Consider the following 24,603-nt stretch of genomic DNA (forward strand, 5'->3'; position numbering starts at 1 on the left):
ATTTTCACTGATTTTCTTGTAATGACTTTACCTCGCCCCATTTCCTCTGCTTCCCCTCAAGTTCCTCTACGTTGGGTTCTGGTCGTTCCCTTTGTCGTGCAAATTTTTGCGGCTGTAGGATTAACGGGGTATCTCTCCATTCGCAATGGACAACAAGCAGTGAATGAAGTCACGCAGCAGCTCCGGAGCGAAATCTCCAGTCGTATTCAAGAACGGTTAGACTCTTATTTAGAAATCCCTCATTTGGTGAATGCTTTAACGGCTAAAGCCTTTCGTCGCTTCAACCTGTGGAATATAGAAAACATGAGTGCGATGGAAGGTTATATTGCCGAGCAACTGATTCAATTTCCGAATCTCAGTTATCTGGGATTTGGTGGAGAAGAACAGGAATTTGCCGGAGCAGGACGAAATAATGATGGATCTTTAGTGACTTATTTGACTGATCGTAGCACCAATTTTGTCAATGCAGTTTATGCGGTTGATGCTGAAGGAAAGCCAGGGGAATTTATTGAAGAAAAGCCAAGTTATAATCCCACAATTCGTCCTTGGTACCGAATCGCAGTAGAAGCCAATCAAGCAGTCTTGGACAAACATTTATTTAACGTCCGAGAAACATCCCGTTTTTTCTGCGGTGGAACCGTTTTATGATGCCCAAGGAATCCTACGAGGGATCTTGGTTGTCAATTTGAGTCTTTGGCATATTAGCCAATTTCTGCGAGGGTTGAAGATTGGCAAAACAGGACAAGCGTTTATCATTGAACGCAATGGCTTTTTAGTTGCTTCATCTAATCCGGAACAACCTCCTGTTAATGAAGAGGGAGAACCGCAACGTTTACCGGCTTCTGAAAGTCGTAATGAACTGATTCGCATTAGTGTAGCGTCTCTGCAATATGAATTTGGTCGTTTAGAGGCAATTACCGCGCGAAGCGCTGTATCGTAAGGTAAAGGCGACATTTACCTCATACAGAAAGGAGAAAAAAATGACTGTTGTCACCCTACCCAAAATTATGAACCCGGCCTTTGAAAACCGGTACGGGGTTCCGGCATTTAATGCTTTCGATGATATTACGATGGATGGCTTGATTAAGGGGGCTGAGGCATCTCGCTCCCCCTTGATTATTCAAATCTCAGTTAAAACGATTAAATTCTGGGGAGCCAAAGTGATCCAGGATATGTTTAGCAACATGGCCGAACGAGCCTCAGTCCCCGTAAGCCTCCATTTGGATCACTGCCCCGACCCCGAAATCGTTAAAGAATGCCTCCGGTTGGGCTGGAATGCGGTACTCTTTGATGGTTCGGGGTTCTCTTTTGAGGAAAACTTTCGCACCACTCAAGAAATCACCAAATATGCGGCTCAGTACGGCGCTCATGTAGAAGGGGAAGTGGTCGCGGTGGCAGGTGTTGAAGATGACATCGGGAGCGATACCGAAGGGCAACTGATTTCTATTGAACAGGCAATCGCGTTTGTCAAGGAAACTGGGATTTACTGTTATGCACCCGCTATTGGCACCGCACACGGTTTTTACAAAGCGACCCCACAAATTCGCTACGATCGCATGGAGCAGATAGTAGAAGCGACCCAGACCCCAATGGTTCTGCATGGAGGCAGCGGTCTGAGCGATGATGTCTTTTTAAGACTGATTAGTCTGGGTACAGCTAAGGTGAATATCTCCACCGCACTCAAGCAAGCTTACGCCGATCGCTTCCGCACTTACCTCGAAGAGCGACCCACCGAATACAATCCCTTGAAACTGGTTGGGGCGGTCCATAGTGAAGTGATGAAATTGACGCAGCATTATTGTAAGTTGTTTGGCAGCGAAGGAAAGGCATGAAAAAAGCACTAATCTTTGATTGCGATGGCGTGTTGGCTGACACCGAGCGAGATGGGCATTTAGTCGCCTTCAACCAAATGTGGCGCGAACAGGGCATCAATTGGCAATGGAGCCTGGAACAATATGCCCAGAAAGTTAAAATTGGCGGCGGCAAAGAGCGCATGTTCAGCTTGGCCAAAGATGAGGATTTTCGGGCTGTGTACCCGGTTCCAGAGTCGGAGTCAGCCTGGTGGAATATTGTCATGGGTTGGCACAAGCGCAAAACGGAAATTTATAAGCAGGCGATCGCAAACGGGGCAATTCCCGGTCGTCCTGGTGTCAAACGCCTAGCCCAGGCAGCTTTGGCCAAGGGTTGGCTCCTCGCCGTTTGTTCGACTTCTGCGATCGCTTCCGTAGAGGCAGTGCTGCGCCACGTCATGGGGGTTGAACTGGCTCGTCAATTCGCCGGAGTTTTTGCCGGCGATATGGTCAAAGCCAAAAAACCTGCCCCAGATGTTTACAATCTGGCAGTGGAAAAATTGAACTTAGACCCAGCTCACTGTGTAGTTGTAGAAGATACGCGCAATGGTTTGCTGGCTGCCACTGCTGCCCGGATGACCTGTATCGTCACATACAATGAGTTGACCAACAATGAGGATTTCAGTGAAGCGGCATTAGTGTTGTCGGATTTCGGAGAACCTGGGAACGAGGCGATCGCGATCGGTCAAAATCGGACGAATGTTCAACCACAGGGGTATTTTACCGTAGATGACCTGGAGCAGGTTTGGCGCGATCGCCAGGCATAAGAAAATTTTCATCAACGAAAGTCACTTTTGCATCCATCGTAGGGTGGGCAGGTTTGAGCATCGAGTATTATTGGCCCGTTACCCTGCCCTGCGCACCATGGACGCTTGGTACGAGTCCGATCGCCCAGCAAAGCTGAAAGCTACCTTTGGGAGCATGTCACTTTTGCAAAAGAGATAGTAGCGATTATACTAATGTTAAAACGCGATCGTATTCTTCTTTATGAATTTGCAAAGCGTCCCAAACATCAATTTTTTGCTGTAGATCTAACCACAATCTATGACCATTCCCTAAAGCTTTACCAATTCTAATCGCTAAATCAACTGTAATTGGTTGTTTGCCTTGAATAATCTCATTAACGATTTCAGGAGTTACTCCTAGAATCTCTGCAAATTGTCTCTGATTAATCTCTAAATCTTCCAGAATATCTGCAAGAACTTCTCCGGGATGTACGGGTCTTTCTGGTCTATCCTGTATTTTGTTTTGCAATTTTTGTACCATAATTCATTTTCCCTAATTAAATCATCTAGGCTTTTAATGATAATCTTCGAGATTTACCTCATAAGCATTGCCATCTTCAAATTTAAATGTGATTCGCCAATTTGCCGATACTTTAATTGACCAAGTTTCTTTTCTATCTCCTTTTAGTTTATGTAAATCATAACCTGGCAATCTCATATCTTCTAATATTAAGGCTGAATCTATTACCTCTAATCTGATTCTGATTTTCTTTTCAAGATCTGGTGGCACTCCTTTATTAATATTTTCTTTAAACAGTTTGTCAAGGGCTTTATTTTTAAAGGTTTGAATCATTCATTTCATCCTAGACTTAGCTTTTGGTATCGGTTGTTACTGTATTTTTTTAATAAAACAGACTCGCTAGGAGGGAGAAGCTTGCTACAATGGTGTTCGGTTCAGCAAAGGATTGTTGTTGGTGGTTTGTTGGCGGGGCGGGGTATTTGTATTAGATATATCATATCTTAGCATCATCCCAATACAAGTTGTCAATCCATCATCGCAGCCCCATTTGCTGTAATCAATGTATGGGTAGCCTTTGAGCCAAACCAACTCCCGAAAGGGTCTACCTGGTACACCTCCTGGTACACCTCTAGCTCTAAGTTCAAATGAATTGCTGAAGAGGAGTTGCTAAGATGCCAAGAATTTTAGCAACTTCCTTGATGTAATACTCATCCAGATCGATGGCAGCGACTTGGCCATTTAAGGTCAAAAATTTCCACAGTGTTCCGGTCGTGACTGCACCGAGAATTAGACCAATATGATTAGTTGCTGCATTGAATTCCCTCACTGCCACCATCTCGGCAAGGCATTGGGCTAGTCCACCTTTGATATTTTCATTTTTGGCTTCTACTACAGCGATTATGGGTGCTTTTATTTCATAAATCTCTGATGAAGCCGTTAAAATATAATCGCAATAGCCGTGCAATCCCTTTTCTGGTTCGACGCTGAATTCAGTCCCGGAAAAGAAGCCCACTTGCCCCTGAAAGCTGCGCCGAATTTCGAGTAGAACGGGAGCGATAATCAGTTCAGACCGAGCTTTTTCAGTGTTGACTGCATTAGCGAGGGACACATTTTCTGCTAGGGAGATTGCTAGGTAGTCGCTAGGCTGACGTGGTTTGGTTTGAGCAAAAAGATTTTGGCTTTCGTCAAGCTCGAGTCCAAAGGCACTTTGGACGCTGGCAAGGGTTTTAAAGCTGCTGTAGGACATGGGGGGCTATTGAAGGCGTTGAACCTGGGTTCGCGAGACAATTATAGGTTCGGGACAACTGAATTCTATCACTTTGGATATTTCCGTTAAATAAGACTTACCCAAAGTTACCCACACATGGCCATCTTTGGAGCTTACTTCCTGCTTCACTCGCTTTGAAGTCGGCTTCAACCAGTCCACAGGCTAAAACCGTCTAACTGACGGCTTTTTTCAAAACGCCGGAAGCTAGAACCGTATTAGACTGAGAAGCAGTTCGTCGATACTTGTATTTCTCTCATGAACAGGAAAAAACTCAAACAACTCTCTCTAGGACTCCTCACTTTCTTCAGTCTGGGACTTGGCATCATGCAATCTTCTCGTGCCGCAGAGGTGGATAGAAGATCGTATTGCGAGTACATTCCCTATGACCCCAAGCAGGCAGTCACAGCAATGCCCTGTCTGTTTTCCACACGCTCGACATTTGTTGTAGATCGACCAGGCGTTACGCTCCGAATCGTGGGAATCACCTGGTACGACGGAGTTCACTCACGGTTTATTCAAGACACTTCACTCGACTATATGGAGGACGAGCGAGGTGGTCGCGTCTATTGGACGAACACTGATTTTGGGGCTCAGTTCGAGATGGAAGCTGGGGTTGTCAATGTGTATCTGGATGACGAGCGTGGCAACGTATATTGGGAACGTTAGTGTTAGTCAAAAAGTATCGGAGAGAAAGATGGCGCGAAGTAGTTTAGAGAATATAGAACTGGTGGTGCGAACCATCGCCCAAACATCCATTGATAACGAAAAATATTTTACTGAGTTGGATGGTGTGGTCGGTGATGGGGACTTCGGCACCTCCCTGGAAAGCGGCTTTAGTGCCATTTTGTCACAATGGGACGAAATAGATCGCAGTAGCGGTGAGGGTTTTCTGCTCGGATGTGCCAAAATTATCTCCAGAAATATTGGCGGCACGTCCGGTTCAATTTGGCGAGCGGCTTTTCGTTGTGCGGGCAAGAGCATTAACGGTAAAGAAATGCTAACCGCTGAAGATGTTGTCACGATGTTTCGCGCTGCGGCAGATGGAATTATGGATCGCGGGGGAGCGAACCTAGGCGACAAAACCCTGCTCGATGCCTTAGTCCCAGGGGCAGATGCTTTTGAGCAAACAATAGCCAATGGCGGCAATACTCAAAACGCGATCGATGCAGCGGCTAAAGTAGCACGAGAGCAGGCAGAAATTACGAAAGCTTGGGTCGCCAAACGAGGTCGCGCAGCCTACACGGGCGATCGCAGTAAAGATACTTATGATGCTGGTGCAGTAGCTGTAGCTGTGATGTTTGAAAATGTCGCCACTGCCTGGGCGAAATCTTAAGGATCTTAAAATCATTTCTGACTCAGAATGAGCAACTAATGATCTTAAGATCTGACTTACACAGTCAAAGAAATTTAACTGACCTCAAGGGTAAGCTTGATCAGACTCGTGGGGTTGGCACATCAGTGGTCATCAATCGGAGGAAAAAAATAAATGAAGAAATTTGTTAATAATCCCAAGCAATTTGTTCCCGAAATGCTCAAGGGAATCGAGCTGGCTAATCCAGGTAAGGTTAAATATGTCCCCGACTACAACCTGATTATGCGAGCCGATGCTCCCAATGATAATAAAGTCTCGATCATTCAGGGTTCCGGTTCCGGTCACGAGCCAGCCCATGTGATGATTGTCGGCCAGGGGATGCTTGACGGGGCCTGTCCGGGGGATGTTTTTTCGGCTCCGCCCATTGATTATGTCGTCGAGTCTTCCAAACAGCTCAACTCCGCCAAAGGGGTGTTGCATATTGTCAACAACTATACGGGCGATCGAGCGGCTTTCCGCGATGCCGCTGAAGAATTGGAAGATGAAGGAATTACAGTAAAAACTATTTTTGTCGATGATGATGTCGCGGTTAAAGACAGCCTCTACACGGTCGGTCGGCGTGGTGTGGCGGGCAACTTCTTTGTCATCAAAGCGGTTGGCGCGGCAGCAGAAAAAGGCGCTTCCCTAGATGAATTGGTCGCTCTCGGCGATCGCGTCAATGATGTGATTCGTTCTATGGGAATGGCGTTGACGGGCTGCACTCCCCCAGCCAAAGGCGAACCCATTTTCACCCTAGCAGAAGATGAAGTTGAGATGGGTGTCGGCATTCATGGGGAACCGGGTCGAGCGCGGGAAAAATTAACCAGCGCCAATGAAATCGTCGATCGCATGTTGGAAGCTATTCTCACCGATGCCAAGCCAATCTCAGAAACCGAAACCGCTGCCCCCATCTTTAATAATGGCGATGAAGTGGCGTTGATGATCAATGGTTTAGGGGGTACGCCAATTTCCGAACTTTATCTGCTGTATGGCTATGCTCACGAACAGTTGGAAGCCAAAGGTATCAAAGTGTGGCGCAGCTATGTGGGCGAATATTGCACCTCATTGGAAATGGCTGGGATGTCAATTACCTTGTGTAAGGTGGATGATGAGTTGAAAGATTTGTTGTTGGCACCAGCCGAGATTCCAATTCGGGTATTTTAGAGATTTTAGAGATATCAAATGAAGAAACCGGGTTTCTATGACAATTTTTGCAAGAAGAGTGAAGATTTTTCAAAGAAACCCGGTTTCTGTGCGATCGCCCATCAAAACCCATGTTGAGGATTTGCAAGGGTTTTAAAGTGGGTGTGGTCAAAACCCGCCGATCGTTTCTGGGTTCTCCTGTCTGTCGCATCCCCCTATAGGAGCGAAGGATTCGGGCGACAGATTATGGCATAAAAGATATACTTCCTCTCCGCATACTTCGCCCTGCACCCCGCGAGTATCTCCCCGTACCAACTGTTTCTGACCAGACCCTTTTAAATCTGAAATTGCCTGACTGCACCTAAAAAAGGGTTCCCATTATTGTTCCTGAAGTTATTATTGAACGCAGCACCATCTGCTACAAAGCCATTTGACCAATTATTATACTGTTGTGGACGACACCTTATTGTGATGGCATTTGGAGTACACAGGACATCTATCGCGTTGAAAGTTTGGTTATTTATTTTTATGGGTCCAATATAAACCAAGTCACCGTTATATTGCGCAGGAATATAGTAACTAAAATCATTTGGATTCTGGCTATTTTTTCCACCTACTAACCAAATGTTTTGTATCTGTCCCCCGACTTGGTTGTTCAACCATTCCTTGTAGGCATTTTTTTGAATAGTGGAATACCCATCAGGAAATACATGAGCTAAAGTGATTCTTCCATTGTCATGTCTGGTGATGATTCCTGTGCAGCTTGTATATCCAAATGATGCGATCGAATTCTGTCCCTCAATCCAACCATATCCATATATGCCAGGCCCTGTGTTAGCAATTGCAATTGTGTTCCCATTATTCGCATACTTAACCTGTTGGCCACCACCAATTACCACATAATTTGGGCATTGTTGCTGTGGAATGTTGTTATTGACTGTGATTGTTGGCATCTTATCTCTCCTTACTTTTCTAACTAAATTACTAGATATTAGGTCATAGCGTATCGCGAACCAAGCTACGGATGCGCCATTGGCTTTCAGATAGGCTCCCTGCCCCAGGTGCTGTAGATTTGGATAACAACTCCGGGAATTCTCCTCGCTAACAAACAACCACAGAATCTAAGCCGATTCTGGGGCGATGCGGGGCAAGGAGGATAACCATCCGTGTAAACGATCGCCCGATCGCCATCCCGGGTGTTCCTCCAAATACGCCAGCACAGGGCCAAAATTCGTGTGGCAAAGGGCGTTGTTTTCTCTTGCAAGAGGAGCGATCGCATACAATCCAAGTCTTGAACGTCTTGAATGAATAACGTCGCTATCCTTGCTTGCAGCCTTCAGGTTTTTTAGCCGAAGCTTGCAGGACCGAGAAGCTTTTTGCCCTTCTACCCTCAAGACGATCTCAAGGCGCAATTTCTGGATTTTTTCGAGTTAGAGTGTTTTGTCTGATCGCCCATCAAAACCGATGCTGGGACTCGCAGTTTTGCCCACGCGATCTCACGATATTCCAAGCTGGGGCTGTCTTTTCAAGAAAGGAAGGAGCGATCGCCGCTTACATCACAGTCCTAAGCCAGCGATCGCCCTTTATCTCAACAATTCTACGGATTTACGCCTCAAAAAATTTAGCCAATTCCTGAGTCAGAGTTTCTACCATTGTTTGGTCTTTAGCTATCTCTACGGCTGCTTCTTGGGCAATCGTCGTAGCTTCTTCTGGGGGCAAATTCACCAATTCAACCAACTTTTTATAGGCTTCTTCCTCTTCAGCATTAATCAAATCTTCATCAGGAGTACGGGCGCTAGAGGCAATCACTTGATACCCCAATTTCAAAGCAACTTTACGCTCTTCAACTGTCTCTAACTTCGGAATTAACTCCTCCAGAGGCAAATTTTGCATCATATAATCCCGTAACTCTTGTTTCAGTGCTTCCTGTTGTGTTGAGTTTCCGGGAGCAAACAATTGACTAAAGCGATCGAGCATCACATCCACTTCTTCAGTGGCTAACTCCCCATCAGACCATGCCATGGCCGTAACCACACGCAATACATTCATCTGACGGGGCGTAATGGGAGGAGGGGGTGGGGGTTGCACAGCCATAAAATCTCCTTTTGGTGGTGAATTGTAATTTCACATTATTACCATAATCGAGAGGGTATAGGCAATTGGGGAGGCAAAAGGCAAGAAGTAAGAGGGAAAACCCGGTTTTTCCTATTCCCTATTCCCTTTAATTCAGGGTAGAAACCATGGCTGCCACCAACTGATCTGGATTTACGGCAAAGGGAAGATGATGGATATCCGAAGATTCAGCACAGGCGATCGCCGCCGCTTGTCGCAATTGAGCTAACGTCACCTCCGCTAAACCCAAGTCTTCTAAGGTTTTGGGTAAACCAATTTGATCGTAAAACTGAATCAACTGTTGGCGAGCAGAGAGAGCTAAATGATTATTTTGAATCATTTCTTCTAGGCGCAGTTGCACCAAAATGCCATAGGCAACTTTCTCCCCATGGAGAGTTTTATGGTTGGTGCAAATATGAGTTAAGCCATTATGCACGGCATGAGCAGCTACGGTGCGACATTGAGCGCCTCCCAAGCCTCCACTGACTCCCGCCATCAACACGCAAGCATCGACAATGTGTTGCCAGGTCTCGCTGCCAGGATTTTGCAGTCCTTCTAGGGAATGTTGCAAGAGGATATCGCGCAGAACTCTAGCTTGTTGCACGGCAGCGATAATTAAAGTCTGTTCCGAATGACCGCTACTCACAGAAGATTCATACCATTTGGCGATCGCATCTCCAATTCCAGCAACTAATGTCCGCTTCGGAGCAGTGAGCATCAGATTGTAATCTAGGATCAGTAGATCGGGACAGCGCTCTAGAGGAACATCATAGAGAAATGCCCCCTGATTAGAATAGACATTCGAGAGAGCAGTCCAAGCGGCACAGGTTGCTCCAGAAGTAGGTAGGGTAGCGATCGCCAGATGGCATTGATGGGCAACCAGTTTGGCCGTATCTAAGGCTTTACCCCCACCAACACCAATAATAAAATCAGCTTGATGATCGGCTACCGCTTGGCGTAGGGTTTCTAAAGAAGTTTCGCTACAGTCCGGGAGATAGGAAGCCGTTTGAGCCGTTAACCCTTGGTCTTGAAGAACGGGAAATAGACGCTCTTTAATCGCACTCAAAGAGCGATCTCCCCCAATCACCAAGGGACGCTGGCCTAAAGCCGCTAATTCTGGGCCACATTCGTCTAAAATCTGCGATCCTCGGATCACTCGCGCTGGGGCTACATGAATGGTTATCCGACTGGTTACTGGAGCGATCGAGCGCAGCAAAGTTGTAGAGTCAGAAGTTAATGGGGTGGATTGGATCATCTATAGCATCTCCTAATTAAGAAGGATTTAAAGTCTGAAGCCGGTTTAGTTGTTGTTGGTTAATCTCTACTTTAATGTCTCGCTCTTCCTGATAGACCGATTGTTCAGCTTTTCCTAAATAGATCGGTTCGGATATTTGGGGTTCGGGGTGGATAATAGTGCGTGCCAGTACAGTGGGGAGATCGCCCTCTGTTGTCGGTCGCCCATAGGAAAAGAGGTTAATGGCTGCTTGTTTAAGAGTTGCTTCTAATTCCGATTCCGTAATTTGGGGCGGTACGGCAATCACGGTATGAGTTGCACCATTGTCGAACACCAGAGAGTAATGCACCGATCCAGGAACGACAGTTCGGGTAAAGGGCACTAAGCTCAAGGCAAATACACTGACGGTTAAGACTACCATAAACGAACTCACACCGACAAAGCGGAAGCGAAACCCCCACTTGAAGATAAAGCAAAGGACGGTAAAGGCAATAGTGACTCCGGTGGCGATCGCGAACCACTCAGAAGCCTGTAAAAAATCTGCGGTTGTGGGCATGGCAATATTATCTTAAGTTATGTTTAGCCAAAACTTATCATAGGCCATTGAGAGATTCCTGAGTGACGATCGCTAGTGAAATCACAGATGGCGTGGTCGAAGGGGATTTAGCGATCGTCGGGGGTTCCGATCCACTTTGGGTGTGGCAAGAGGCGATCGCGATCGGTACGTTATAATCGCGATCGATATCAAATTCAGATTCTTTTTAAATTATTGGATACAGACTACTATGATGAACACAATCGAGTTAAAAGTAAGTCTACCCCCAGGCTTATCTGAGGATGAAGCAAAAGTCCTTTTAGCCATCAAACTCTATGAAGTGGGTAAGGTATCCCTGGGAAAAGCTGCTAATTTAGCCGGGTATTCTAAGCGAAGTTTTATAGAAATTTTAGGCAAAGATCGCATTCCCGTGTTTGCCTATTCCCCCGAAGAATTGCGCGAGGAAGTTGGGTTATGAATTCAGTAGTGATTACCGATAGCACTTGTTTAATTGGGCTAGAAAGAATTGGCCATCTAGATTTGCTTCCGGCGCTTTTTCAGGAAATTATAATTCCCCAAGTTGTACAAGCAGAGTTTGGGATTTATCTGCCTTGGCTTCAGGTAGAAAAACCATCAGATTTGGGGATGGTGGGGGCGATAAAAATACTGGTTGATGAGGGGGAAGCTGAGGCGATCGCTCTGGCTTATGAAAGAGGATTCCAGATTATTCTGGATGACCGACAAGCCCGATCTGTGGCTAAAAATCTGGGAATTTCTATGATTGGCACTGTGGGTGTTTTAGTTAAAGCAAAACAAGCTGGACTCATTTCATGTCTCAAGCTGCTTCTGGATGAATTACAAGTTAATGGATTTTATCTCACTGAGGCTTTGAAAGTAGAAGCTTTGAAGTTGGTAGGAGAAGGATAAATCGTTGGCAATTGTGAGCGATCGCAATTCCGAGATGGCTGTATACTGAAAGAGGAAAGTATGAAGCGGTGACAAAATGGCAGAAATTATTTTCAAAACCGATAACCCAGAGGGAGTGAGGGAACTGGTTAAAAAGGCGATCTCTGCCGAACTCTGTCGGTTAGAAAACAGCCAAAGACTTGCCAGAAAGCGGCTGGATTATTTTGAAGAGAAATATCAACAGCGATCGAGCCAGTTCCAGGATACACTCGCAGCAGAAGATATGGAAGGTGGAGACTTAGAATATGTCGAGTGGATGGGAGAATATCAGTTTTTTTTAGAACTGGAGGAAAAAATTAAGAGTCTCAAGAGTTTAGAATATGTCAGTCAGGACTTAAGCTTGCACATCCCATAACCATAGAAAATTGAGGTCGGCACAGTCATCGCACTACCCATACAGATCGCTCTACCTGCAATTGTTTCTATTAGATGAAGGTCTTGTTGTCACCACCTGTCCCTCACCAACTGTGGCGCTTTTAAAATTATTCGATTTCAGTTCTCGCACCAGGTTATCAGCTCTAGAACGACTATAAAATGAAGCGACTTGAATTACCCCAAACGATTGATTATAGTAAGCATCGCAGCAGAAATTTTTACTTATTCTCTGAAAATTGCTGGCATTATAATCTATATAAACTGGATACCAAATATTAGTTCCCCCCGCTGATACATCGCCGCAAATACTCAGGGGAAATTTATACATATTTTTTATTTTAGTCGTTTTTATAGATGGATCTTTTTGAGCCAGCAAAGAAAAGAAAAACACTAGCATTGCTACAACAGTTGTGACGCAGATAAACCAAAGCCAAGGATTAGTTCTTTGACCAGCTTGTTTGATTTTTCTTTCGTATCTCTGGTAATTCTGTTCGCTGGAATTCCGGCGAACTGCCTCGGTTCCTTCTTGTAGAGCTTTTAAGACTTTATTGATTCTATTTCGATCGCTCATGTTGATTGAATGGCGTGATTTATGATTTCATGCGCTCTTGACAACAATCACGTAATACTGTAATTGCTTGACTAGCCAAACGGCGATCGTAAAGATGGGGATTTTGTTCAATATGATTAATCGCCTCGGAATATGCCGTTAAAGCATTGATGATTCAGTTGACTCGAATTTGATAATAGATCTGATAAATTTTGGCACCGATTTTCAGGGGTAAGAATCCAGTTCGCGTTCCCCGACTAAGAGTTGTGGTAGTGGAGAAGGCTTCCACAAGGGCTGATGTAACTAATAAGGGACGATCTATAGAAGATAATTCATTGGGTTCATCCAAAATCAATTCTACATCGTTTCCTAAATTTATAGTTTTTCTACTCATTCGATAAATTTTTAATTTTAATTAACGAGCAATACCAGGGTTATATTTTGAAAAAGATGCTGTAGTGGACTGTTTCAGCTAAAATAGTGCTTTGTTTGTAGTAAGCACGAAGAGTGCTTAAAAACCTAGCTAGAGAGTGCTAAAGCCCTCACTACAAACGAAATCTAATGCATCAAATTAGATGAAACAGTCCAGTAGGGTGTGTTAGGCGGAAATAATCTGGTGGAGCGATCGATTCGCCCGAAATCCGCCGTAACGCACCATTGCATCTATATCAGGTCACTATCTTTTAGAGATTTGATTCTGAAAATCAATCCTTAAGTAATTAATAGTGTTATCAGCGAGTTGTGTATCTACACCACCCGACCCCTTTTTAAATTCAATCCACTGAATTGCTTCATTGTAAATCTCGAAAGCTGTTAGAACCCGCATGACACGAATTGAATATTTTAGCTTATAGTATTGACTACCAATTTTTAATGTAGCTTCACGAATTCCTCCAAGAATACCTACACCGAGATCGACTCCCATAGGAATTCCATGTTGTGCAATCGTTAAAGCAGCTTTCGCTTGAACTGCTGGAGTTATGCTTGCTTGAGGCAAGCCTTCTATCATCATTTCAATGCCATCGCCAATTTTTTCTGTAACTACTCCCATTGTTGTGACTCCTTCAGTACATCTATATAACCAATCTGTCCATTTATAGATCGCATTTTCCAGGTCAATCGCCCATATTATGAGATTTCGGTTGTGAAATTTTCGGGTAAATTAAATCTCTGACTTCATCCCAAGCAGATTCTTTGATATATTGAGCTGCCGATTCAGCTAAATCTAGATCGTAAATTCCTTCTTTGGCTCCTTGCTTTATCTTTTCAAAAGCATCTTTGTAAATTTGTAAAGCAGCGATCGCCTGAATTGCATCTAGAGAAAACATGATTTCATAGGCGATGCCCTTAACTTTCAAGCTAAATTTACCTTGGTGAATCTTTTCACCAGCTTGGTAGCTTTGCTTAGTTACCCGCAATAACGTATTACGAACTAAGCTTTCAAAAACTGATTGACGTTCTTCTTCGCTTAACTCTGAAGGAAGGCCTTTCACTGTTAATTGAATTTCATCGGAAACCGGAATCACTTCAGGTTCGATAACGGGTGTCTTGGGCTGGTAGTTCCCAAGTTCTATAACCAATACTGATGAAGTTTTATCGAAACTATCCCAGAGTTTGTCATCAAGTTCCCTGGCCACTAACTGCCGACCATAAGGGCTGCCATCGCGACGGACAATTAACTGATTATTTTCATCCAAAAATAACTGTGCTAATTGGTAGCCTTCGCGATGCTTTTGACAAATCATCACACCCTTAGTAGGGACAGGATTGGATGGCCGATCGCTCTCGAAATAACCGATCGTTGCATCAAAGGTAACCCTGGGCAGAATTTCCGGTACGATCGGAATCTGCGATGAGAATTCTTCAAATCTTTGTATGATTCGCCTTTCATCCTCTGGGGGAATTTTTTTATGTTCCGAAGACGATTTTTTAAGCCACTTAGGAAATCTCATTGCTTAATTTCCTCCAAATGATTTTCTTCAGATAGCGGTTCTCGAACGGCTGAAGTACAGATTATTGATGGATTCCAGCCTTCGCGGGAATGACAGTACACAGTCAAAGGCTTGAAAAACGCTATAGACCGATCGCCCCATTTATCTAGCTAACCATAGTAATAAAACCCAAAAATATATAGTTTTACTTAGCTATCAATCCGGGCTTGGCGATCGGGCAAGATTGCCAATAATCAGTATAGATTATTACTATTACTGATTATTTCGTCTGACACCATCCTTTATCCGGAGGATTTTGCCCGCCCAAAATCTAGTCTAGACAAAATATTCCCGATCTGTCATTTAGTCAAAACTAGGAACTACGCTAGAATATGACTAAGAAAAATTTTCAACGGGAACTTTGATTATGGCTTCTACGGACGATCGCTTTGCCCAAGCCTCGCAGGAATGGGACTTGGAAACTCTCTATGCAGACTTAGCCTCAGCTAAGGGCAAACGGCTCACCCCCACTGAAAAGCTGCACTTGCGGGGTTTGCTTTGCGGTCACAGTCCGGCGGAAATTGCTAATAAGTTGGGTAAAATTCCTAAAGGTGTGGAAGCGGATTTATGTAACACTTTGTATCGCTATGTTAAAAGTTTGGTCGGTAGAGAAAATGGCAAGGTAGATAATTGGCGCAATATTTGTGAATGGCTACATGAAGCGGGATATAAAACTCAATGTTTAGCGCCTCTCTATCAAATCAATGATTGCTTATCTTTGGATTTGGTGGTGAAGAAAGCCAATATAAAAATAGAACAAAATCAACTCCTGATTGACATTAATATTAGACTAGCAGCTCCGTTACCTTCAGAGAATGAAGAGGAAGTGTTAGAAATGTGCGATCGCCCCCCGGAAAACGATTTAAACTAAGCCAACTGGGAGTTACAGCGCTTTGCGCTGTGATGGGGGGATGGGGGGATAGGGGGAACAAACAACAGACTAGGTTAGGAATGTTATCTTAAGTTATGTTTAGCCAAAAGTTATCATAAGTCAAATCCATTAAAAATGAGGGCTTTTTATGTTACGTTCTGAATTATTAGAACAATTACAACAGCTATCTCGCTTAGAGAAGTTCAAAATAATACAGTTTTTAGTGATGGAACTCGCCAAGGAAGAGGGCTTAAGTTGGGCAAATGACACTGAGGCAATTATGACTGCGGTGCATACGGGTAATACCGGTGCAGCAGAACTGATGCAATTACTGGAAATGGAAGCAGAACAAGTGCAAAATGTTTAATGGTCGGCGATATCGTTTTCAGAGGAAACGCGATGAGTTGGGTGCTTTGGCCAATGTTCCTTATCTGCCTTTAAGGCTGAATTATGGCGATCGCTCTGTTGAGGTGATGGGGTTATTGGATACAGGAGCGAGTGTCAATGTTTTACCTTATCCTATTGGCATACAGTTGGGGGTAATTTGGGAAGAGCAGCAAATGTCTATGAATTTAGCGGGTAATTTAGCCCGTGCTGAAGCAAGAGGTTTATTGGTTTGGGCAACCGTAGGAGATTTTGAGCCAGTGCGGTTAGCTTTTGCTTGGACGAGAGCCAATAATATTCCGATTCTTTTAGGACGAACCAATTTTTTGACCGAGTTTGATGTGTGTTTTTATGGGTCTCAGTTAGCGTTTGAGATTTGTCCTAAATTCAAGGAAAGTTGAGATTAAGGACAGTAAAAAAGGCAATACTGACTCCAGTGGCGATCGCAAACCATTCTGAAGCCTGTAAAAAATCTGCGGTTGTGGGCATGGCAATGTTATCTTAAGTTACGTTTAGCCAAGATTTATAATACAGTGCATTCCGCTATCGCGGACATGAATGCGCTGGGGAATAGGGAAAGGGCTGTAGGGGCTTGCATATTTTTCGCCCCTACTCAGGAGTGTTTTTCTGAACGGGAGATCGAGCGTGTTGGAGTGGTTAAGTGCAATTCCCCTAGCCTTGTGGTTAGACCAAGCCGGATTAGAAGATGTTTTGCAGATCCCAGTTACCTGGCAACAAAATACGTCTCGCTGGGTTCTGCATTCGGATCAAAGGGTTAATCTAACAGACCAGATCGACCCCTATCTGAACAGTTGGAGTGAAAAAAGCCTCGGTCAAAGCTATCAGGGCCTATGGCTACAATCGGGAGAACAGGTTTTATTTGAGCATCAAGGGACCACTCTTTTCTCTGGCGCTTCTTTAACCAAGGTGGCAACCACGTTAGCTGCTCTCAAGGAATGGGGCCCCTATCATCAGTTTACGACTCAAGTGGCGATCGCCGGTCAACTCAACAATGGTGTGGTTGAAGGAGATTTAGTGATCATCGGTGGTTCAGATCCGCTCTTGGTGTGGCAAGAGGCGATCGCGATCGGTCAACAGCTTCATGAATTAGGAATTACCGAAGTAACAGGAGATTTAATCATTACTGGCCCCCTGTGGATGAATTATGAAACCGATCCAGCAACGGTGGGGGCACTTTTCTATCGCAGTATGAATGCTAATCTCTGGAGTAGCTATGTGGAAAATCAGTATCGCAGTTTACCTCATAAGTTGCCGCGCCCCCAAGTGGCGATCGCCGGTTCCATTCGCTCCCAGGAGCTACCCCCAGCTAACTTAACTCCGGTGTTGCGTCATCAGTCCCTCGCCCTCCTCGACATCCTCAAACGACTGAATGTTCATAGTCACAATTTCTTGGCCGAAACTCTAGCCGAATCCCTAGGAGGAGACGATCGAATTGAAGAGATGGCGGCTGGTTTTGCCGGTATTCCCTCGGATGAAATTTACCTGATCAATGGATCGGGATTGGGAGTTGATAACCGCATGTCTCCCCGTGCTTCCGTCTTATTACTGATGGCAATACAGCGTTATTTACAGTTGTATCACCTCAGTATTGCCAATGTTTTTCCGGTGGTCGGTTATGACGGGGGAACCATTAGCGATCGCCAGCCTCCTCAGTATAGTATCGTTAAAACCGGCACATTATCAACCGTCAGTGCTTTAGTCGGAGTCATTTTTACCCGCGATCGGGGTTTAGTTTGGTTTAGTATTATGAATCAAGGCTGGGATATTGAAGGCTTTCGCGTGCAACAGGATGAATTATTGCGCCAATTAGCTCAAAATTGGGGAGGTGTTAACGCTCCTCCAGAAACCCTACACCCTAAAACCCAGCTTGCTTCATCTCTACGGACTCTTGGGGATTTCTCCCGTCATCAAATCCTTTGGTAAAATAGCAGTCAATCTGCTATTACCGATTACCCATTACCAGCGCGTAGCACTATAATTCTATGGGACGCAAAGCTAAACTCAAACATCAACGCCATCAACCCCAGACCCCAAAACTTCAGCCGGAGTCTGTCCCTTTAGACACGACCGATTTTGTCCAAGACCTGCAACAACAAGGCTATCAATTCAAAGAGAGTGTAACTGCACCAGAGATTCCCCAGGATCAGATTAAACCGCAGTTATGAAAAATTGACAGATTGTCTTGCCTTGAACTTATGTCTAAAATGATTGACCACGATCGTTTATTTAAAGAATTGCTCTCAACGTTTTTTGTTGAATTCCTTGAATTGTTCTTCCCTCAAGTCATCGATTATATAGACACTCAATCCATTATTTTACTGGATAAGGAAGTATTTACTGATGTCACCGAAGGAGAGAAACACGAAAGCGATTTAATTGCACAAGTCAAATTTCGTGGGAAACCGTCTTATTTTTTAATTCATGTAGAAGCACAATCGACTTCACAAAAAGACTTTGAGCGACGCATGTTTGTCTATTTTTCTCGCTTACATGAAAAATTTGCCCTACCCGTTTATCCCATTGTCATCTTCTCCTACAATATCCCTCTCAAGGAAGCCAAAAATAAATATCAAATCACCTTTCCTGACTTGAAGGTTTTAGAATTTAAGTATCAGGTTGTGCAACTCAATCGCCTGAATTGGCGAGATTTTCTCAATCAGCCAAATCCCATAGCGTCTGCTTTGATGGCTAAAATGAGAATTGACCCCCAAGATAGACCCAAAGTCAAGGCCCAATGTTTACGATTATTAACCACTTTGAAGCTAGATCCAGCCCGGATGCAGCTAATCTCAGGATTTGTGGACACTTATCTCAAGCTGAATGCCTCAGAAGAGATAAAATTTGAACAGGAAATTAGCACATTTACTCAACCGGAACAGGAGGCAGGTATGGAAATTATCACCAGTTGGATGGAAAAAGGGATCGATCAGGGATTGATGCGAGAGAAGGAATTAATTATCCGTCTGATTAAGCGTAAATTAGGCGAGATTGATTCTGAATTGGAAACGGAAATTAAAGCCTTAGAAATTGATCGAGTAGAAGCGTTGGGAGAAGCCTTACTCGACTTTAATTGTGTTGACGATTTAATCGCCTGGTTCAACCAAATGTATGAATAATCGGTTTCCCAGCACCGATTACCTAGCACGTTTGATGTCGGCGAAGCCGAAAGCGCTTTAAGGATGAGTGAGAGGATTGCCGACAACGTTGGACTGTGGTGAAATTGGAGTTTTAGCGGTTCCAGTATAGAGTTGGGTCTCTTGATCTAAAACCGAAATCACTTTTTGATAACAGAGTTCACATTGGGCTAAAGAATCGCCGATATTGGTTAATCCCAGTTTTCCAAATTCAGACAAGGTTCCCATTAAATGAAATATGGTTCCGGTTTCAGTTCCCGTGTCAAAATGAAGATTATGATGGGCGATAATATCGATTAAATCGTGGGGCAATAATCCTTGATAACGTTTGTTTTTCAAATTGTCGGTCGCTAGATAGTATTTCGGCCGCCCTTTTTGGCTATAAAATAAGCCATCCTCAGAATTATAAAAGCCTCCGGTCAAATATTTTAAGGTCATAAAAGGATGGGTTGTGCCCCCGCAGCGCAGATTGATTTCAATGGCGAATACATCCCAATCCGAGGAAGATTGATCCGAAGAGGGAACGGCAATAAAATCAACGGCAAAGCGCTCTAAGGCTCCTTTTTCGGCTAAGTTTTGGCCAATTAAGCGGCCAAATTCCTGGATTTTAAGGCGATAGGCCTCGTCGGCGGGAAATTGACACCCTAGATAAATTTGACCATCGGGGCCGCCTAAAATTTGGTCATGGGTGGAGAGGATTTCTACGGTTCCTAGGGGGGTGATTTGGGCTTGGACACTGGGCGATCGCTTTTTGTCTCCTTCAATAAAGGCTTCGACAATAGCGCCTAATTCGGGAATACGGGAGCTAAAGCTGGACCAGGTTTCTCCAGGGCCTTGAAATCTGAGATACGGAAACTGGTTTTTAATGGCGCGGACGCGATCGCCATGGGAGGCCTTTCCCGGTTGATAATCAGCAATGGGAGTTAAATGCAGTAAGGCATTGCCTTCACCAGAAAATCCTTCATTGAGCTTAATAACCATGCACTTTAGATGGGGTTGTCGCTCCCATAACTCGGCGGATGCTTCGGCTAAGTCTTGGCAGTTCCAAACAGAATAACAGCCATCGGGATGGGGAATGTTACATTGGGCAAAAATTTCTCGACTGCCCGATTTTGTGCCCCAATAGAGTAAATTGGGATCGCAAGCAAACAGGGGAAGTTGCAATCTGACGGATAATTCCCGTTCCCAGGAGGTGGAATTAAAACACACCATATAGGATCGAGGGGAACGGAGCGATCGCCGAATTCGTTCGATTAGACGGGGACGGTCTAAAATTTTTTCCGTTAGAGATTTACAGGAGCGATCGTAAGCGGAGAAAAGTAATAAGCGATCTCTAGCATGGGAAAAGGGAATACCAGGTAAAAGATGGAGATAATAATCAATGATAATCTCTGGTAGGGGTTCAGAGGTGACATAAATGAGGCGAGTGCGAGGATTTTTTAATCGAATCAGAGAAAAGAGCATCCGCTCTTCGTAGTGCATTACCCCTTCGACTTTCTGAAGTTCTTGTTGATCTAAGGTCAGAGACGGAATAACCAAGATATCATAATCATCAGGTTCGGTTAGGTGCGAAGTCTGCCAAGTCGGGGGGATAAAACTCCGTTTCGCTGGCGCGATCGCATTTTGATCGACCCTGTGAGGTAACTCACAACTTTGATGGGAGAGTGAATTTCGCCATTGAGTTTGAAGATATTGAAATTCCTCAATGACATCTGGTCGATCTTTACATTCGATGACGTGGTTAGAGTGGTGCATGAGGTTAACCCCACGATAAGGTCTAAACAATAGAACCTTATCAGATCGGATGTCTGCTATTTGATGAATAATCTTTGAGCAACTTTTGAGCAACGACCCACCCTTTTACACTTAAGTCCTTTCTGTCGATCCCAGGTGAATTATGATCATCGAAGATGAAGAACTGCGGCAACTTTATAAGGTCTCTAGCGAGGAACACCTGCAAAATCTAGAGGCAGGTATTTTGCACTTAGAGCAACACCCAGAGGATGGGGAAAAACTTCAAGAAGTGCTGCGAGAAGCTCATACCCTCAAAGGAGACTCGCGCATGTTGGGGGTGAAGGATGTGGAATCTCTCGCCCATCAAATCGAGCAAGTGGTGGGTAAACTTAAAGAGGATAGTACAGCACTTCAGGGAGGAATGGGCGATCGCCTCTACTATGGTTTAGATGCCATGGGCAAAATTGTCCAGGAAGCAGTCACTGGAGAGCCTTCAGGCATTCAATGCTATAAAGCTTTGGCGGTACTCATGGGAGCGAATATCCCCGAAAGCCCCACTTTTCAAGCTGAACCCCAGCCAGAGCAAACCCTAGAGCCAGAAGAAGCAGCCTCGGAACCCAAAACCGAACGAGAGGAGCCAATAGAGCTAGAAGAAGCAGCATCTGCCCTTCTCGAACCGGAGTCGAAACCCCAGCCAGAGGAGCCACCAGCACCACCAGAAGTGCCATCTGCACCGGAGGTCTCCCTTCCCGAACCAGAACCCGTAGTACAGGAGCCACAAGAGCCTGTAAAACCGATCTCCGTTTCCCCTCGTCCCCCTGTCCCCGCGTCCCCATCTCCCCCACCCGTTCCTCAACAGACAGCCTCAAAGCAGGAAGCACCGATAGTCAGATCTAAATATCGAATTGAGAGTGTGCGGGTTGCGACTCAAAATTTAGATGATTTGATGACGCAAACGGGAGAGTTAACGGTCAGTAAAATCCGCATGGCTCATCATATCAATACCATGAACGATATGGTGAACTTGTGGGAAGAGTGGAACCGACAAACTTATGGCAATCTGGGTTTTGAGCAGAGTCTAGACAACTTGCAAGCGCTCAAACAACGCCATGAAGAGTATTTAGAAGAGATGGGGAAACTGTTAAATCAGTTGCGATCGCGAGCCTCCGAAGATGTAGCTCGCTTAGAGGCGATCGCCAATCAACTCGATTCTGGGATTCGCACCCTACGCCTGTTACCATTATCCACTATTTTTAACCTATTTGGGCGCTTAGTTCGCGATTTAGCCAAACAACAAGGAAAACAAGTTAACTTAATTCTTGAAGGCGCAGAAACAAAAGCCGATAAACGAATTTTAGAAGAAATGAAAGACCCTTTAATGCACATGATCCGTAATAGTATCGATCATGGCATTGAAACTCCCGATGAACGTATTGCTCAAGGCAAGCCAGCTCAAGCAACGATTCATCTTAAAGGGTCTCAAATTGGCAATAGTATTATTATTGAACTTGAGGATAACGGTCAAGGCTTAAACCTTGACCACATTAAACGCACAGCTAAAAAAAAGGGATTGCGGCGACCTGAAGAACTTGAAGCCATGAGCGATCAACAAATTCAAGCTCTCATTTTTGCCCCTGGGTTTTCTACTCGAGAGTTCGTAACCGAAGTTTCTGGACGCGGTGTCGGCTTAGATGTGGTGCGGACCAATGTTGAACATTTGAAGGGAAATATTCATGTTGCATCGACTCCCGGTAAAGGGTGTAAATTTACCATTCAACTGAGTACCAGTTTAGCCACGGCTTCCGTGTTACTGGTTTCAGTTCAGGATTCAACCTATGCCATTCCAGTGGAATTTGTGAAGACAACTTTGTTAATTCCAGAGGATCAAATCTTTGCGATCGAGGGTCGAGATACTTATGCGATGGGAGATCAGCCGATTTCTATTGCTCGACTTGAAGAAATTTTAGAATTATCCTCTTCTTCTGAATCTGAGTCTGAGTCATACAACCCTAAAACAAGAGAACTTTTGCCTTGTCTGATTCTGCAAGTAGGGCCAGAATCATTGGGCGTAATTGTGGATGAGTTGCTCGATCAACAGGACATTATTCTTAAACCTCAAAGTCAATTGCTGCAACGGGTACGTAATATCTCCGGGGCGACCATCTTAGGCACAGGGGAAGTCTGTATGGTTTTAAATCCTCAAGATTTAATCAAGTCAGTCCAGAAGAGAAATATCCAACGTAAAATCGAGTCGTCACAGGTGGTAAAAGAAAAAGAAGAGCATCGAAAATCAGCCGTTTTATTGTTAGCGGAAGATTCGATCGCCACCCGCACCCAAGAAAAACGAATTTTGGAAAGTGCTGGTTATGAAGTGGTAACAGCGGTGGATGGCTTGGATGCTTATAATAAGCTCAGAGGTCGTCATTTTGATGGTGTGATTTCTGATGTGCAAATGCCCAATTTAGACGGATTATCATTAGCAGCTAAAATTCGGGAGCATAAGGAATATGCCGATTTACCAATTATTTTAGTCACGTCTTTGGCTTCCGATGAAGATAAACATCGGGGCGCAGAAGCTGGGGCAAGTGCCTATTTAACGAAGGGAGGGTTTAGTCAGGAGTTGTTATTAGAAACCGTACGGCGTTTGGTGTAGATGATACAGCGCTTTACACGCCAGAAGGGTAATGGGGAATAGGCAAAAGGCAAGAGGGAGTGGGCAGTAATCTCCGTGTCTCAGAGTCCCCCCATCCCCCCACGTTGCCATTTTTCTGGGGAGAGGAGTTTATTCGAGTTTAATGGTTTGAGTTACATTCATCAGGGTCTTATCGCCGCGTTTAAGCTGATATTCTCCGCGCCAAGTTCCTGGAATTAGGGGGCGATCGCGGCTGTTTCTTTTACCAGCGTAAACTAGGATGATGCGATTGGGGCGATCGCGCACGCTCGTGTTCTCGCTCACCACCTCACCTTGGGGATCGATCACCCGCAAATGTTCCTCATCTCCTTGTAATACGCCAAACCCATGCACCCAGAACACCAACGCTCCTCCCTGCACTGAGAGGCGATCGTCGCGAAACTCACCCGACCAAACCCGATCCAAATCCGGCAGTTCACTGGCAAATCCTGCCCGAATCAACCCCATCGGTTGATACTCAATCTCCGTACTCCACAGGGAAGTCCCCGAAACATTACATCCCGGCTCCGCTTCCGGCCCCACAAACGGATCGACTACATTCCCCTGATACCGCACTGTCAAATGCACATGGGGAAACGAAGACTCTCCAGAAGACCCCACCATCCCCAACACCGTGCCTGTTTGTACCTCCGTTCCCGGTTGCACTGCCACACTCCCCTGGCGTAAATGACAATATTGGGTTTCCCAACCCTGGCCATGATCGATGACCATACCATTACCACAATTAATACCTTCAATGGCCTCTAAATCTGCCGGAGATGTAATCCGCCTATCTTCGATCCCATCCCGTACCCGTAACACTCGCCCCGGAGCAGCCGCCAGCACGGGTACACCTTGCTGCATTGCCCACTCATCCGGAATCCCAAAATCCGTTCCAGAATGACCATCATCCGTCATCCGGCCACATCCCACATCCACATAACCTGGCCCTGGATCGCGGTCTACATAGCGCAGAATATAACAGTCCTCTCCTAAAGAACACTGAATCGGTTGGGCAAATTTCGGCCAAGTTTGAGTTTGGGCCTGACTATTGCCATTCAATAGGCTACAACTGGTAAATAGGATTACGCCTACAACCATCAGCAGTATTGTGGATACACGGTTGAGTCTTAAGAGCTTCATAACCAAAATCCGGGTCTAAGTGCGGT

The 24,603-nt window shown here is 44.9% G+C and carries 30 protein-coding genes; 16 read left to right on the plus strand and 14 right to left on the minus strand.

What is annotated here, in order from left to right; all coding sequences use genetic code 11:
* The first annotated feature begins 21 nt into the window (after positions 1 to 21).
* From PN466_RS16045 to PN466_RS16060, 4 genes are read left to right on the plus strand one after another with little or no spacing between them, the layout of a single operon-like run.
* Positions 22 to 648, plus strand: a complete 627-nt coding sequence (locus tag PN466_RS16045; protein ID WP_271940920.1) for a hypothetical protein — start codon at positions 22 to 24, stop codon at positions 646 to 648.
* The gene (locus tag PN466_RS16050) at positions 632 to 940 is read left to right on the plus strand and encodes a cache domain-containing protein (protein ID WP_390890020.1); all 309 of its coding nucleotides are present in this window, start codon (positions 632 to 634) and stop codon (positions 938 to 940) included. The genes PN466_RS16045 and PN466_RS16050 overlap by 17 nt, the downstream gene beginning before the upstream one ends.
* Positions 941 to 980: 40 nt before the next feature.
* The gene (locus PN466_RS16055) at positions 981 to 1,832 is read left to right on the plus strand and encodes a class II fructose-bisphosphate aldolase (protein WP_271940923.1); all 852 of its coding nucleotides are present in this window, start codon (positions 981 to 983) and stop codon (positions 1,830 to 1,832) included.
* Positions 1,829 to 2,617 (plus strand): HAD-IA family hydrolase, encoded by a 789-nt coding sequence (locus PN466_RS16060; protein ID WP_271940926.1) that lies wholly within the window; start codon positions 1,829 to 1,831, stop codon positions 2,615 to 2,617. Before PN466_RS16055 ends, PN466_RS16060 begins: the two co-directional genes overlap by 4 nt.
* A 184-nt stretch (positions 2,618 to 2,801) precedes the next feature.
* Here the strand turns inward: PN466_RS16060 and PN466_RS16065 are convergent, their stop codons facing one another.
* From PN466_RS16065 to PN466_RS16075, 3 genes are all read right to left on the minus strand, one after another.
* The gene (locus PN466_RS16065) at positions 2,802 to 3,116 is read right to left on the minus strand and encodes a HigA family addiction module antitoxin (RefSeq protein ID WP_271940929.1); all 315 of its coding nucleotides are present in this window, start codon (positions 3,114 to 3,116) and stop codon (positions 2,802 to 2,804) included.
* Between the two features lie 33 nt (positions 3,117 to 3,149).
* Entirely contained in the window at positions 3,150 to 3,428 is a 279-nt protein-coding gene (locus tag PN466_RS16070; RefSeq protein ID WP_271940932.1) for a type II toxin-antitoxin system RelE/ParE family toxin, read from the minus strand.
* Positions 3,429 to 3,735: 307 nt separating this feature from the next.
* Positions 3,736 to 4,341 (minus strand): hypothetical protein, encoded by a 606-nt coding sequence (locus PN466_RS16075; protein WP_271940934.1) that lies wholly within the window; start codon positions 4,339 to 4,341, stop codon positions 3,736 to 3,738.
* Between the two features lie 715 nt (positions 4,342 to 5,056).
* Between PN466_RS16075 and dhaL the strand changes: the two genes are divergently transcribed.
* Together dhaL and dhaK are read left to right on the plus strand one after the other, a co-directional pair.
* Positions 5,057 to 5,695 carry a dihydroxyacetone kinase subunit DhaL gene (gene dhaL, locus PN466_RS16080; protein WP_271940937.1) on the plus strand — a complete coding sequence of 213 codons (639 nt, stop codon included), beginning with the start codon at positions 5,057 to 5,059 and terminating at the stop codon, positions 5,693 to 5,695.
* Positions 5,696 to 5,848: 153 nt separating this feature from the next.
* Entirely contained in the window at positions 5,849 to 6,877 is a 1,029-nt protein-coding gene (gene dhaK / locus PN466_RS16085) for a dihydroxyacetone kinase subunit DhaK (protein ID WP_271940940.1), read from the plus strand.
* 314 nt (positions 6,878 to 7,191) lie between these two features.
* On the opposite strand, the gene PN466_RS16090 is transcribed toward dhaK, so the two are convergent.
* The 5 genes from PN466_RS16090 to PN466_RS16110 form a co-directional block, all read right to left on the minus strand.
* Complete coding sequence (locus PN466_RS16090) at positions 7,192 to 7,809, minus strand: hypothetical protein (RefSeq protein ID WP_271940942.1); 618 nt, start codon at positions 7,807 to 7,809, stop codon at positions 7,192 to 7,194.
* Positions 7,810 to 7,977: 168 nt separating this feature from the next.
* Positions 7,978 to 8,139 carry a hypothetical protein gene (locus PN466_RS16095; RefSeq protein WP_271940944.1) on the minus strand — a complete coding sequence of 54 codons (162 nt, stop codon included), beginning with the start codon at positions 8,137 to 8,139 and terminating at the stop codon, positions 7,978 to 7,980.
* 322 nt (positions 8,140 to 8,461) lie between these two features.
* On the minus strand, positions 8,462 to 8,950 hold the full coding sequence (locus tag PN466_RS16100) for a tellurite resistance TerB family protein (protein WP_271940947.1): 489 nt from the start codon (positions 8,948 to 8,950) through the stop codon (positions 8,462 to 8,464).
* Between the two features lie 127 nt (positions 8,951 to 9,077).
* The gene (locus PN466_RS16105) at positions 9,078 to 10,223 is read right to left on the minus strand and encodes an iron-containing alcohol dehydrogenase family protein (protein ID WP_271940950.1); all 1,146 of its coding nucleotides are present in this window, start codon (positions 10,221 to 10,223) and stop codon (positions 9,078 to 9,080) included.
* Positions 10,224 to 10,239: 16 nt separating this feature from the next.
* On the minus strand, positions 10,240 to 10,758 hold the full coding sequence (locus PN466_RS16110) for a Ycf51 family protein (protein ID WP_271940952.1): 519 nt from the start codon (positions 10,756 to 10,758) through the stop codon (positions 10,240 to 10,242).
* 229 nt (positions 10,759 to 10,987) lie between these two features.
* On the opposite strand from PN466_RS16110, the gene PN466_RS16115 reads away from it, so the two are divergent.
* From PN466_RS16115 to PN466_RS16125, 3 genes are all read left to right on the plus strand, one after another.
* Positions 10,988 to 11,215, plus strand: coding sequence for a UPF0175 family protein (locus tag PN466_RS16115; RefSeq protein ID WP_271940955.1), 228 nt, complete (start codon positions 10,988 to 10,990; stop codon positions 11,213 to 11,215).
* A complete protein-coding gene (locus PN466_RS16120; RefSeq protein WP_271940958.1) occupies positions 11,212 to 11,664 on the plus strand; it encodes a DUF3368 domain-containing protein in 453 nt (150 codons plus the stop codon). The genes PN466_RS16115 and PN466_RS16120 overlap by 4 nt, the downstream gene beginning before the upstream one ends.
* 76 nt (positions 11,665 to 11,740) lie before the next feature.
* Positions 11,741 to 12,058 (plus strand): hypothetical protein, encoded by a 318-nt coding sequence (locus tag PN466_RS16125; protein WP_271940959.1) that lies wholly within the window; start codon positions 11,741 to 11,743, stop codon positions 12,056 to 12,058.
* 51 nt (positions 12,059 to 12,109) lie between these two features.
* Here the strand turns inward: PN466_RS16125 and PN466_RS16130 are convergent, their stop codons facing one another.
* The 4 genes from PN466_RS16130 to PN466_RS16145 all read right to left on the minus strand — a co-directional run bounded on the left by PN466_RS16130 (position 12,110) and on the right by PN466_RS16145 (position 14,580).
* Complete coding sequence (locus tag PN466_RS16130; protein ID WP_271940962.1) at positions 12,110 to 12,649, minus strand: hypothetical protein; 540 nt, start codon at positions 12,647 to 12,649, stop codon at positions 12,110 to 12,112.
* 154 nt (positions 12,650 to 12,803) lie between these two features.
* A complete protein-coding gene (locus PN466_RS16135; protein ID WP_271940964.1) occupies positions 12,804 to 13,022 on the minus strand; it encodes a hypothetical protein in 219 nt (72 codons plus the stop codon).
* 282 nt (positions 13,023 to 13,304) lie between these two features.
* Entirely contained in the window at positions 13,305 to 13,679 is a 375-nt protein-coding gene (locus tag PN466_RS16140; protein ID WP_271940967.1) for a hypothetical protein, read from the minus strand.
* A 64-nt stretch (positions 13,680 to 13,743) separates the two neighbouring features.
* Positions 13,744 to 14,580, minus strand: a complete 837-nt coding sequence (locus PN466_RS16145) for a hypothetical protein (protein ID WP_271940970.1) — start codon at positions 14,578 to 14,580, stop codon at positions 13,744 to 13,746.
* Between the two features lie 406 nt (positions 14,581 to 14,986).
* Here PN466_RS16145 and PN466_RS16150 point away from each other — a divergent pair, with 406 nt between their 5' ends.
* From PN466_RS16150 to PN466_RS16175, 6 genes are all read left to right on the plus strand, one after another.
* Positions 14,987 to 15,490 (plus strand): helix-turn-helix domain-containing protein, encoded by a 504-nt coding sequence (locus PN466_RS16150; RefSeq protein ID WP_271940973.1) that lies wholly within the window; start codon positions 14,987 to 14,989, stop codon positions 15,488 to 15,490.
* Between the two features lie 148 nt (positions 15,491 to 15,638).
* Complete coding sequence (locus PN466_RS16155) at positions 15,639 to 15,857, plus strand: hypothetical protein (RefSeq protein WP_271940976.1); 219 nt, start codon at positions 15,639 to 15,641, stop codon at positions 15,855 to 15,857.
* Positions 15,850 to 16,275 carry an aspartyl protease family protein gene (locus PN466_RS16160; RefSeq protein WP_271940978.1) on the plus strand — a complete coding sequence of 142 codons (426 nt, stop codon included), beginning with the start codon at positions 15,850 to 15,852 and terminating at the stop codon, positions 16,273 to 16,275. The genes PN466_RS16155 and PN466_RS16160 overlap by 8 nt, the downstream gene beginning before the upstream one ends.
* A gap of 244 nt (positions 16,276 to 16,519) precedes the next feature.
* Entirely contained in the window at positions 16,520 to 17,818 is a 1,299-nt protein-coding gene (locus PN466_RS16165) for a D-alanyl-D-alanine carboxypeptidase (protein ID WP_271940981.1), read from the plus strand.
* A gap of 59 nt (positions 17,819 to 17,877) precedes the next feature.
* Positions 17,878 to 18,060, plus strand: a complete 183-nt coding sequence (locus PN466_RS16170; protein WP_271940983.1) for a hypothetical protein — start codon at positions 17,878 to 17,880, stop codon at positions 18,058 to 18,060.
* Between the two features lie 30 nt (positions 18,061 to 18,090).
* Positions 18,091 to 19,011, plus strand: coding sequence for a DUF4351 domain-containing protein (locus PN466_RS16175; RefSeq protein WP_278003116.1), 921 nt, complete (start codon positions 18,091 to 18,093; stop codon positions 19,009 to 19,011).
* A gap of 57 nt (positions 19,012 to 19,068) precedes the next feature.
* Here PN466_RS16175 and PN466_RS16180 read toward each other — a convergent pair whose 3' ends face one another.
* The gene (locus tag PN466_RS16180) at positions 19,069 to 20,784 is read right to left on the minus strand and encodes a peptide ligase PGM1-related protein (RefSeq protein ID WP_271940986.1); all 1,716 of its coding nucleotides are present in this window, start codon (positions 20,782 to 20,784) and stop codon (positions 19,069 to 19,071) included.
* Positions 20,785 to 20,926: 142 nt separating this feature from the next.
* Here PN466_RS16180 and PN466_RS16185 point away from each other — a divergent pair, with 142 nt between their 5' ends.
* Positions 20,927 to 23,416, plus strand: a complete 2,490-nt coding sequence (locus PN466_RS16185; protein WP_271940989.1) for a hybrid sensor histidine kinase/response regulator — start codon at positions 20,927 to 20,929, stop codon at positions 23,414 to 23,416.
* A gap of 129 nt (positions 23,417 to 23,545) precedes the next feature.
* On the opposite strand, the gene PN466_RS16190 is transcribed toward PN466_RS16185, so the two are convergent.
* Positions 23,546 to 24,577, minus strand: coding sequence for a M23 family metallopeptidase (locus PN466_RS16190; RefSeq protein WP_271940992.1), 1,032 nt, complete (start codon positions 24,575 to 24,577; stop codon positions 23,546 to 23,548).
* Positions 24,578 to 24,603 lie beyond the last annotated feature (26 nt).

The sequence above is a fragment of the Roseofilum reptotaenium CS-1145 genome, assembly GCF_028330985.1.
GTDB classification, from domain to species: Bacteria; Cyanobacteriota; Cyanobacteriia; order Cyanobacteriales; family Desertifilaceae; genus Roseofilum; species Roseofilum reptotaenium.